Origin of the sequence: Paenarthrobacter sp. NPDC089714 (assembly GCF_044748905.1) — a bacterium.
Taxonomy (GTDB): Bacteria; Actinomycetota; Actinomycetes; order Actinomycetales; family Micrococcaceae; genus Arthrobacter.
Map to the genome: position 1 here is coordinate 41014 of NZ_JBIVGX010000020.1, position 10800 is coordinate 51813.

Consider the following 10800-nt stretch of genomic DNA (forward strand, 5'->3'; position numbering starts at 1 on the left):
TGTCCTAGTATATTGCAAGGTGATGTGGATCACTAGGCCGGCTCAGCGGCCCACAAACGCCAGGTCCGGCGTCGATGCCCCAGCGAAAGGCGGACTATGACAGTCACCGACGACTTCCGTGCGGCCCGCGACCGCCTGCTTGGGCTTCGCGAGAATTACGGTCAGGCACACAGCGAGTTCCATTGGCCCCGCTTCGAACATTTCAACTTCGCCTTGGATTGGTTTGACCAGATCGCCGCTACCCCGGAACGGCAAAACCAAGCAGCACTCGTGATCGTCGAGCAGGACGGCAGTTCCACCCGGCGCACGTTCAAAGAACTGTCGGAGAGGTCTTCCCAAGTGGCCAGCTGGCTGCGCGGACAAGGAGTCAAACGCGGCGAGCACATGATCGTCATGCTTGGCAACCAGGTGGAACTCTGGGAGCTGATGCTGGCGGGCATCAAGCTCGGCATCGTCCTGATCCCCACCACCACGCTCATGGGCGCCCGCGACCTGCAGGACCGGGTGGAGCGCGGCGGGGCGTCATGGGTTGCTGTCGGCAGCGGAAACATCGGCAAGTTCGCCGAGGTCACAGGAAACTACACGCTCATAGAGGTGGGCCGGGAACGCACCGTCGCTGACGCGAAACAGTACGAAGACTCCCACGACGCCGGCACGGACTTCACTCCCGACGCCCCCACACATGCGGACGAGACGCTGCTGCTGTACTTCACCTCGGGCACCACGTCGCGGGCCAAGCTGGTGGAGCACACCCACACCTCGTACCCCGTGGGTCACTTGTCCACCATGTACTGGATCGGCGTGGAACCCGGCGACATCCACCTCAATGTTGCATCTCCCGGCTGGGCCAAGCATGCCTGGTCCAACGTCTTCACCCCGTGGATCGCCGAAGCCTCCGTTTTCATCTACAACTACGATCGCTTCAGTGCCACAGCCCTCATGGAACAGATGGACCGCGAGGGTGTCACGAGTTTCTGCGCCCCGCCCACGGTGTGGCGGATGCTCATCCAGGCGGACCTCACCCAACTGAAGAACCCGCCCCACAAGGTTGTTTCCGCAGGCGAACCCCTCAACGCGGAGGTGATCGGCCAGGTGGAGGAAGCCTGGGGCGTGACCATCCGGGACGGCTTCGGCCAGACCGAGACCACCGTCCAGATCGCCAACACTCCTGCACAGCCGGTGAAGATCGGCTCCATGGGAAGGCCGCTGCCCGGGTACGACGTCGTCCTGGTGGACCCGCTCACCGGTGAAGAAGCCGACGACGGCGAGCTCTGCTTGCGCTTGGACCCGCGGCCCGTGGGACTCATGAAAAGCTACTTCGGCGACGAGGCGAAAACGGCGGAAGCCTTCCGTGACGGCTTCTACCACACCGGAGACATGGCCAGCCGGGACGCTGATGGCGTGATCACCTACGTCGGCCGGGACGACGATGTCTTCAAGTCATCGGACTACCGTTTGTCGCCTTTCGAACTCGAAAGCGTCCTGATCGAACACCCCGCAGTGGCGGAGGCCGCCGTCGTACCTTCGCCCGACGCGCTGAAGCTCTCGGTGCCCAAAGCGTTCGTGGTGCTCGCCTCCGGCTACGAACCCGGACCCGCCGTCGCAGAGGACATCCTCCGTTACGCCCGGGAGCACCTGGCCCCGTTCAAGAGGATCCGCAGGCTCGAATTCGGCGAACTGCCCAAGACGATCTCCGGCAAGATCCGCCGGGTTGAGCTGCGCGGCACGGAGATCAAACGGCATGGAGACGGCCCGCTGCCCGCCGGGTTGGGCGTGGAATACACGGAAGAAGAGTTCCCGAATCTGAAAGACTAGTCCCCCACACCACCAAGGAGGCCCATGGGCAACCCGCTCCCCCGAGACCCCATTGCCGACGCCCAGCGGAACTGGGAACGGCATGGTTGGGGCGACGTCGCCGCGCCCATGGCTGCCATCACCGCGATCATGCGGACGCAGCAGATCCTGTTGGCCCGCATCGAAACGGTCCTCAAACCCTTCGGCCTGACCTTCGCGCGCTACGAACTCCTCGCCCTGCTCAGCTTCGCCCGCAGCGGTGCGCTGCCCATGAACAAAGCCAGCGCCCTCCTGCAGGTGCATCCCACCTCGGTGACCAACGCCGTCGACCGTTTGGAACGGGCCGCCTTGGTGGCCCGTTCGCCGCACCCCACGGACGGCAGGACCACGCTGATCGAGCTCACCGCCGAGGGCCGCGCCCTTGCGAAAAAAGCGACGGCGGCGCTCAACGCCGAGGTTTTCGGCAAGTCGGGCTTCGAGGACGACGACGTCGACCACCTCATCCGCGTCCTGGGCACCTTCCGCAGGGATGCCGGGGATTTCACCGACGATTAGTACTCAGGTCAGCGCCGTCGCGTTGGCGGGCGACCCGGTTCCGCCCACGATGTTGAGTGGTTTGACGCTGACGAACGCCTCCCAGGCACCGGTTGTCCGCATGTGCCTGGCCAGCGGACCCAGCCGCCACAGTTCACCGAGCGGCATGCCCAGTTTGGCGAGGAGTTGCTGGTGCATCATCCCGTTGTCGTTGGGAGCCGACTCCAGGAACGGGCTGCCCGGAACAGCCGGGAGGCATTCGAAAGCGAAGTTGTCGGCTGCCAGCAGCGCGAGCCGGTTGTCCCAAGCCCAGGCCACGAATTCGCCGGACTGTTCCACCCCGGTTGCTTTGCGGCTGGAACGGACCTCCCGTTTCTCCTCCAATGGAAGCCCGAGGAACCACTCGCACCAGCCGGTGTGCAGCAGCAGGATGTCTCCCGGCCGGATCTCAAGGGACTGGGCTTCGATGGCGGCCTGGATCAACCCCAGTCCCAGTGGTTCGCCGGCCGGGTGATCGATCGGGAATCCCTGCGCCGCACGGTATCCTTCGAGGTCAACCAGTACAGCCCGCCCGACGATAGGTTGCTCCGCCCATTCCTGGATGCCGAGCTCCGGGGTGCCTTCGCACACCAGATGGTCCGGGGTGCCGTTGTAGAACCCCACATCGTCCGCCCGCCGGTGCCGGAGACCGTCGATCTGCGTGGACCCTTGGAGGTAGTAACCGTCCAGGTAGTCGTCGCGGTGTGCCGGGTGGGCTGAATAGATGATGTGCCGGGGTGCACCTCGTTTGAGCGACATCCCGGGGTCGAAATCGTCGGCTGCGTAGTCCAGGCCAAAAACCGTTCCGGTTCGGATGCATTCCTTCGCCGCAAGGACCGCTTCAGGGGTAATGAAGGACGGCGTCCCGCGGTCCTTCTCGGGGAAGAGCTCCCATGATGTCCCGGCGAGCCGCCCTTCGCGCCGCAGCAACTGGGCGTAGCTCGGATAGTCGGCTGGTGATTCCTTCATCGCGTGCCTGCCTCCTGTTTCGTTTCCGCTCCCTGCCGGCTTTTGTAGCTCAGCAGAAACCCAGCCATGGCACACACAGAGGCCGCGACGCACATCCCCGGCTTGAAGAACTCGTTGAGGAACGTCAGCCAAACGCCCTGCCCGGCCGCCAATCCCGCGGCCTGTCCCAGCACGAACACCACTCCCCCGGCCAGGAGCAAAGCGAGGGTGATCACGAAGACTACCTGGATGGCTCGTCGTATCTGTTGCATGGGGTGTTCCTTAGATGGGGAGGATGCCCAGGATGATCAGCACACCGATGCCCAGCAACGGCAAGGCGTAATGCGTGAGGAGCCTGGAGAAGGTCTTGATCGGGTTGACGTCGGCGATCCCGCACGCCACGTACAGCGGGGCACCGCCTGGCGGGACCGCGGCCTCGCAGGAGGAAAACACCAGCACGGCGACGGCTGCGGTGGTCGCCGGAACTCCGGCTGCCACCAGGGTGGCTACGCCCACGGTTCCGACGGCGGCCATGGTGGCGGTGGCGGACAGCGGCGCGGCTACGGCGATCACGATCAGCCCGATCAGGATCGCGAGCAGCCACAGCGGCAGGTTCATCTGGCCCAGCAGTGCGGTCATCTGCTTCGGCAACCCGGTGGCGGCGAGCGCATTGGCCCCGGCGAAGGCAAACACCACGGTGATTCCCACCACCCCGAAGCGCGGAGCCGATGACTGCAGCAGGTCCCACCAGGCCCTGCCGTTCCGGGGCAGCAGTTTCCACCCCAGCAGTGCGCCCGTGATGATGAGGACCACGGGGATCCACACAATGACGCTCAAGGACTTGGCGACGTCCCCGCCGGTCCAGTCGGACAGGGCGGAGGCGATGGCTCCCGAGGTGAGAATCAGCGGAACAGCCACCACCACGAAGAGGAGCAGCGTTGCCCAGCCTTGGCCGAACGCCGTCCTGACCGCCAGACGATGGGCTGGATCCAAGGGCGTCATGCCGCTTCTGCGGACCAACAGCCAGGTCACCACCAGCCGGTGCAGGAAGCACCACAGGCCACCCACCAGCAAGGGCAGCACGAGGTCGTTGACGTCCAGCAGCGGACCGACGGTGGCAGATCCCACGAGCACGAACATGGAGGCGCTGAACGGGAACGTGATGCCCATGCCCGCGTTTCCCGCCACCAGCGTGGCAGCGGCCGGTTTGTCCAGCTTGGATTTCTCCATCCACGGGATGGTCACCGAACCCACGGTCGCGGCGATGGCTGCCTGGTTGTGGACCACGCCTCCCAGGCCCGCGGATGCCACGGTGGAAACCCAGGCCGGGCCACCCTTCACGCCGCCGATCATCGAGTTCAAGAGGTCAATCAGTTTGTCCAGCACACCCGTCTTGTCCAGGAGATACCCCATGAAAACGAACGCCATGGTGGCGTACACGATCTCGTCCGTCACTGCGGAGTACAGCGACGCCCAGCCCACCTGGGCTGCGGCGGCTCCGGTGAACGGGAGGACGGCCAGGAAGCCGATGATCATTGCTTCCCCGACACTGCGCTTCAACAGGGTGGTCCAAAGCAGGATCACGGCAAGATAGGCTCCGAGGGCCCAGATGCCGATCATGGCGTTGCTCCTGACGGGTTTGGCGTAGCTGCTGCGTACTTCATTGTTGCTCTTGTCCCGATTCTTCCCGCTGTGCCGCTTAGCGCAAGGCTGCCGCAGGCTGGGCTGGTTCGGCGGCCATCCGCACCAGGGCCGCGGCAGCCGCCGTCGTCATTTCTGCCGGCACTTTCAGGTCGTCCGCGAGGTAGCCCGCGGTGTCCTGCATTTCCTTCGAGCGGCGCTGCGCGTGCTTGGCTGTGCCCACCAGGAAGCGGTCGATCACTGCCTGTCCGTCGCCTGCCAACTGGCGGGCAATCTGGCCGCGGATCCACTCCTCCAGCCCGGCTGCCCGCCCTGCCGTGACCGCCTCGACAACCACCGACGCCAAACCTTTCATCAGGACGCTCCGCAAGAGCTTGTGCGCCATGGCAGCGCCCGGTTCGCCGTCGGCAATTTCGACGTCGGCACCCAGGGGAGCGAGCAGCGCGGCAACCGCCGCGGAACCGGGACCGCTGACCATCAGGGGTGTCCGGGCACCCTCTGTCGGCACCGGGCCGAGGATGGCGACGTCAGCGAAGAGCGCCCCGGACGGAATGCGTCCGAGTTCCTGCATCACCTGTGGAGCGGAAGAGGTGAAGTCTGCGTAGCAACTGCCCTCGGCAAGGACGGGAAGGCACTCTTCGGCGACGAAGGGGGCAGCGGCCGCCCCTGTCAGGACCAGGACGATGTCCGCCCCGGCGCAGGCTTCAGCTGCGGTCGAAGCACGGACAACCCCGGCCGGCGTGGACGGTGCCACGGGGTCGAACCCCTTGACGTGGTGACCGGCAGCAACGAGCGCTGCGGCGTAGGTGGCTCCGGCTTCTCCGAGGCCGATGACCGTGCAAACTGTCATGATCTTGTCTTTCTGTGGGGTTCAGTGGGCACGCCGGTGCTGACCTGCCGGACCGGGAACGGAGGTCCGCTGCTTGGCTCCGGCAGGTCCAGGCGTGTTCCGGCGTGTTCCGGCGTCTACTTGTGGCGGTCAGCGATGATCGCTGCCCGCCGGTTGGTTTCGTCGGCGAAGACCGCCTCGGCGGCGTCGGCGACGGCGGCAGCCTGCTCGCGCGGGATGACCACCACGCCGTCCGGGTCGCCGATGATAATGTCGCCGGGCATCACGGGCACGCCGCCGAAAGCCACCGGGCCACCCAGCCTGGAAGGACCGTTCTTGTACGGTCCGGCCGGGGTGATGGCGCGTGCGAAGACGGGCATTCCGATCTCGGCGAGGGCCTCCGCGTCCCGGGCGGCCCCGTCCAGGGCAAAGCCTGCGATGCCGAGGTTGATGGCCTTTTCGCCAATCAGTTCGCCCAGCAAAGCCCGCGATTCGTCGGCGCCACCGGCTACCACAATCACGTCCCCGGGCTGGGCCACCTGAAGGGCCTGGTGGATGCCCTGGTTGTCACCCGGACGGGTCCAGACAGTGAACGCCGGCCCGGCCAGGCGGGCGCCGGACCAGATGGCCTGGATGGCCGAGTCGGCCACGCCAAGCCGGTCCATAGCGTCGCCGATGTTGGCGGCAGGCAACTTCGCCAAGCGATCCAGCACTGCCCGGTCGGGACGGGGGAAGTCGGAGTCGATGTGGTCGAGGACGGGAGATGTCATGGTGTCTCTTCTTTCTGGAGGGTTGTGCCCGGCCGGGCCAGTCCTTCTTCCGGGCTGGTCCTTCTTCTGGGCTAGTCCTTCTTCTGGATCAGGGGCAGGACCTTCTTGAAGTCCTCTTCCTGGGAGGCCCAGAACTGCTTGTAGTCGGAGCCGTTCAGGTAGCTCGTCTGCAGGCCGAGGTCCTTCATTTTCTGGACCACCGTGGGATCTTCGATCGCCTTTTGCAGGGCTGCTTCGATCTTCTTGGCGACGGCGTCCGGCAAGCCTGCCGGCGCGGAGTACCCACGGACCGTGCCGGCCTCGAGCTCGTAGCCGGATTCCTTGAACGTGGGCACGTCCGGGAGCGAGGGCGCACGCTCGGCCGTCATGACACCCAACACACGCGCCTTGCCCTGCTTGGACAGGTCCGTGACGTCGCTGACGTTGGCCACCAGGATGTCCACATGCTTGCCGAGGAAGGCCGTGGTTGCCTGGGAGGCGCCTTCGGAAAAGTGCACGGGAGCGAACTCCGCCCCGGTGGTTTCCTGCATCTGGGCCAGCGCGAAGTGTTCGCCGGTCTGCAGTCCCGTGGTGCTGGCCGTCATGGACTTGGGCTTGGCCTTGGCCGCATCAAGGAGCTCCTTGAGCGTCTTGTACGGGCTGTCCGGCTGGACCGCGATGACCGTGGGGTCGATGACCTGGCGTCCCAGTGGCTGGAAACTGTCGCGGGTGTACTTGGCGCCGCGGGCCGGGTCCAGCGGGGAAACGACGACGGACGGCGAACCGGTGGCGCCAATGGTGTAGCCGTCCGGCTTGGCGCTGGTGAGCTGCGTGTAGCCGATCTGTCCGCCGGCACCGGGCTTGTTGATGACCTCGACGTTGGTGCCGAGCTCCTTTTCGAGGATGGGCTGGACCAGCCGGGCCGCGGTATCCACGGCGCCGCCGGACGAGAAGGAGACGATCAAGTCGATCGATTTGCCCTTCTTGGGGAAGTCGTCGGCGGCATTGTTGGCTGCGCCGGCGTTGGCGCCACAGCCGGTGAGGGCCATCAGGGTTACGGCTGCGAAGGCAGCAGCGATGCGTACACGGGGCATGGGGGTCTTCTCCTTTGAAGTGTTGCGGGTGGAACGTGGGCGATGAAGGGTTGTTTACGTTTCCGGGTCTTCGGTGAGCGCCTTGGGCTTGCGGAGCTTGAGCAGCGGGCTGAGGACAATGAGGAGCCCCACCCCGATCAGCACCATGGAGATGGGCCGGTTCACGAAGATTCCGAAGTCGCCCTGGGAGATCTCCAGCGACTCGCGCAGGGACCTCTCCATGAGCGGCCCGAGCACGAGCGTCAGCACCATGGGGGCCAGCGGAATATCGAGGTGCCGCAGGGCAAGGCCAAGCAGTCCGAACGCGATCATGACGAACACATCGAAGACATTGAAGTTGATGGTGTAGGCACCGATCACCATGAAGAGCAGGATCAGGGCTGTCAGGATGGACGCCGGCACACGGAGGATGGAGGTCCAGAGGCCCACCAGCGGAACGTTCAGGAGCAGCAACAGCAGATTGCCGATGAACAGGCTGGCAATGATGGCCCAGGCGATCTCGGAGTGTTCGGTGAAGAGGGTGGGACCCGGGGTCAGCCCTTGCTGCAGGAACGCGCCCATCAGCACGGCGATGGTGGGCGAGGCCGGAATGCCCAGCGTAAACAACGGGATGAGGGCTGCGTTGGCGTGGGCGTTGTTGGCCGTTTCCGGTCCCGCGACACCCTCGATGGCTCCGTGTCCCAGCTCGTTGCGGTGCTTGGAGAACTTCTTCTCGGCACCGTACGCCAGCAGTGAGGACACCGAACCCGTCATGCCGGGGATGAGTCCCAGGCCAAATCCGATGCCGGTGCCGCGCGCCATGGACGGAGCACTGCGGCGCCACTCCGTACGGTTGGGCAGCAGCGACTTCAAGCCGGGCGCGTGGACGGTGTCCGCCGTGGCCCCCTTCCGGTAGGAGAGGATCTCCGACAGTCCGAATACGCCCACAATCACCGCCACGAAGCTGACGCCGTCAAGCAGGTTGTCCGAGCCGAAGGTGAACCGGGGAGCGCCGGCAACGGGGTCGATGCCCACCATGGAGATCAGCAGGCCCAAGGCTCCGGAAATGAGCGCCTTGACCATGGACTTCCCGGCCAGCGCAACAAGCAGCGAGATGCCCACCACCATCAAGGCAAAGAATTCCGGCGGGCCAACCAGCAGGCCCATCTCACCCAGCGGCTTCGCGGCCGCCACGAGTCCCAGCGTGGCGATGGTTCCGCCCACGAAGGACCCGACGGCGGCAATGGTCAGGGCCGCTCCGGCCTTGCCGATCTTGGTCATGGCATAACCGTCGATGGTGGTGATCGCCGAGGCTGCTTCGCCGGGGGTATTCAGCAGGACACTGGTGATGGTTCCGCCGTAGGCCGTGCCGTAGAAGATGGCGCACAGCATGATGATCGCCCCGGTGGCATCGAGGTTCATGGTGAGCGGGATGAGCAGCGCGACGCCGGCCACGGGACCGATGCCCGGCAGCACTCCGATGATGGTGCCGAGCAGGCAACCGAGGAAGGCGAAGATCAGGTTCTGCCAGGTCATCGCCGCAGCGAAGCCGCCAAGCAGTTCGTTGAGTGTGTCCACGTCTAGAGTCCGATCGAGTTCAGGAAGGGGATGCCCGCCGTGGGCAGGGCGACGTTGAGCCCGTAGTTGAAGGCGTAGAAGGCCCCCACGCTGCCCGCGAGCGCGATGATCAGCGAGGAGATCCAGCCCCGGCGCCCACGCACTTTGAGGTGGTAGAGCAGGAACAGGAACATGGCCAGTTGGAAGCCGAGCAGGTCAAGGACGGCGGCCAGTACCGCCAGGCTTACGACGACGGCAATCACCAGCCCGCCGTCCACTCCCCCGGGCGTTTCGCTGGGTTTGCGGAGCTCCTGGACGAGCCAGATGCCGGACATGGCCACCAGAAGGACGCCCATGGCAAAGGGGAACAAGCCCGGCCCGGGCCCAAGGGTGGTCCAGAGGCCGAGGCCGATGGAACTGATGAGGACATAGACGCCGACTGCGACGAAAGCGCCAATCCCCGCGAGCACGGATTTCGCCACCCGCCCCTTGGCCCGGGGCTCGGCGATAAGTGACTCCGTTGTCATGGTTTCCTTCTTACGTTTGGTGGTTCTTTGCATTCCGCAGACCGTCAGAGTCCGTTCCAACGCTTACATTGTGCGGATCTTGATTTCATAGAATGAAAGAACATTGCGTATGAAGAAATAGTGACAGGAGCCACAATGCATGTCAAGCGCAAGGAAGTTACATAGAATGAAAGGATGACCGTGAGCTCCACGCACTCAGCCGGCGCAGCCGAGGACGGCCCCAAGGCCGCCAACATGCGTTCCCTCTCCAGGGCCATGGAAGTCTTTGCCGAGCTGCAGCGGGCCGAACGCCCGCAGAGGCTGAGCGACCTTGCCCGGACGTGCGGAATGAGCCTTCCCACCACATTGCGGATACTGCGTGTCCTGCAGGACTTCGGCATGGTCAGCCAAACGGACAAGTCCTATCGCATTGGCCCGGCAGTACTGCCCGCAGCGCGGAGCTACCTGGAGAACGATCCTTTGGTGGTCGCCGCGCGGCCCATCCTGCAGCAGGTGGCCACCCAAACCGGGCTTACGGCCTCGCTGTACACCCGCCTCGGCTTTGAACGGATCCTGGTGGCACGCGTCGACGGCGAATCTCCGCTGCGCTACGACCTTCCCTTGGGCAAGCGGCTGCCCCTCACCGTTGGAGCCGCCGGCAAAATCCTGCTGGCGGCGGCACCTGATGCCGAGCTGGACCAAGTGACCGCAGCGGCGATCACGGCAGGCCACGAGAAGGACACCTTCACGGTGGAGGAACTCCGCAGCCGCCTCCCCCAGGACGGGGTTGATTTCGCCTATTCGGAGGACGAGCGGGCCACCGGCGTGCTCTCGGTGGCCGTCGCAGTTCCACACCCCACCGCGCGGCCCAGCGAATCCATCTCCCTGACCAGTCCCGTGGAGACCGCCACGGAGGAAGCACTCAAGGCCGGGGTTCCCGAGCTCAAGCGTGCGGCCGGCCGATTGTCCGAAATCCTGCAAGGATCTGTTTACTAGCCCCACCCAACTGACTGGCACTTGTGGTTGTTCCCAGCGCTTCGAATCATGCGGTGATCGCAACACCTGATTATTGAAGGGTGTCGATTGCCGTGGTGAAGTTCTCGAATCGTTTGGTTTCTGAGGTTGTTCAG

11 protein-coding genes are annotated in these 10800 nt (G+C 64.9%); 3 read left to right on the forward strand and 8 right to left on the reverse strand.

From position 1 onward, the window contains the following. Nucleotides 1-96 precede the first annotated feature (96 nt). Both ACIPY3_RS21685 and ACIPY3_RS21690 read left to right on the forward strand, forming a co-directional pair. Entirely contained in the window at nucleotides 97-1815 is a 1719-nt protein-coding gene (locus ACIPY3_RS21685) for an AMP-binding protein (RefSeq protein ID WP_400337332.1), read from the forward strand. A 24-nt stretch (nucleotides 1816-1839) separates the two neighbouring features. Further along, nucleotides 1840-2349, forward strand: coding sequence for a MarR family winged helix-turn-helix transcriptional regulator (locus ACIPY3_RS21690; protein WP_400337334.1), 510 nt, complete (start codon nucleotides 1840-1842; stop codon nucleotides 2347-2349). Between the two features lie 3 nt (nucleotides 2350-2352). Here ACIPY3_RS21690 and ACIPY3_RS21695 read toward each other — a convergent pair whose 3' ends face one another. The 8 genes from ACIPY3_RS21695 to ACIPY3_RS21730 form a co-directional block, all read right to left on the reverse strand. Next, nucleotides 2353-3336, reverse strand: coding sequence for a cyclase family protein (locus ACIPY3_RS21695; protein WP_400337336.1), 984 nt, complete (start codon nucleotides 3334-3336; stop codon nucleotides 2353-2355). Beyond that, entirely contained in the window at nucleotides 3333-3587 is a 255-nt protein-coding gene (locus tag ACIPY3_RS21700; RefSeq protein WP_400337338.1) for a hypothetical protein, read from the reverse strand. The genes ACIPY3_RS21695 and ACIPY3_RS21700 overlap by 4 nt, the downstream gene beginning before the upstream one ends. Before the next feature lie 10 nt (nucleotides 3588-3597). Next, nucleotides 3598-4935, reverse strand: a complete 1338-nt coding sequence (locus ACIPY3_RS21705) for a TRAP transporter large permease subunit (RefSeq protein ID WP_400337340.1) — start codon at nucleotides 4933-4935, stop codon at nucleotides 3598-3600. A gap of 79 nt (nucleotides 4936-5014) precedes the next feature. Continuing rightward, a complete protein-coding gene (locus ACIPY3_RS21710; RefSeq protein ID WP_400337342.1) occupies nucleotides 5015-5806 on the reverse strand; it encodes a DUF1932 domain-containing protein in 792 nt (263 codons plus the stop codon). 116 nt (nucleotides 5807-5922) lie between these two features. Next, the gene (locus ACIPY3_RS21715; protein WP_400337344.1) at nucleotides 5923-6555 is read right to left on the reverse strand and encodes a methyltransferase; all 633 of its coding nucleotides are present in this window, start codon (nucleotides 6553-6555) and stop codon (nucleotides 5923-5925) included. A gap of 71 nt (nucleotides 6556-6626) precedes the next feature. Beyond that, nucleotides 6627-7628 (reverse strand): tripartite tricarboxylate transporter substrate binding protein, encoded by a 1002-nt coding sequence (locus ACIPY3_RS21720; RefSeq protein ID WP_400337346.1) that lies wholly within the window; start codon nucleotides 7626-7628, stop codon nucleotides 6627-6629. 54 nt (nucleotides 7629-7682) lie between these two features. Next, nucleotides 7683-9185 (reverse strand): tripartite tricarboxylate transporter permease, encoded by a 1503-nt coding sequence (locus ACIPY3_RS21725; RefSeq protein ID WP_400337348.1) that lies wholly within the window; start codon nucleotides 9183-9185, stop codon nucleotides 7683-7685. A 2-nt stretch (nucleotides 9186-9187) separates the two neighbouring features. Continuing rightward, on the reverse strand, nucleotides 9188-9691 hold the full coding sequence (locus tag ACIPY3_RS21730) for a tripartite tricarboxylate transporter TctB family protein (RefSeq protein ID WP_400337350.1): 504 nt from the start codon (nucleotides 9689-9691) through the stop codon (nucleotides 9188-9190). Nucleotides 9692-9865: 174 nt separating this feature from the next. Between ACIPY3_RS21730 and ACIPY3_RS21735 the strand changes: the two genes are divergently transcribed. Further along, nucleotides 9866-10666 carry an IclR family transcriptional regulator gene (locus tag ACIPY3_RS21735; RefSeq protein WP_400337352.1) on the forward strand — a complete coding sequence of 267 codons (801 nt, stop codon included), beginning with the start codon at nucleotides 9866-9868 and terminating at the stop codon, nucleotides 10664-10666. Nucleotides 10667-10800 lie beyond the last annotated feature (134 nt).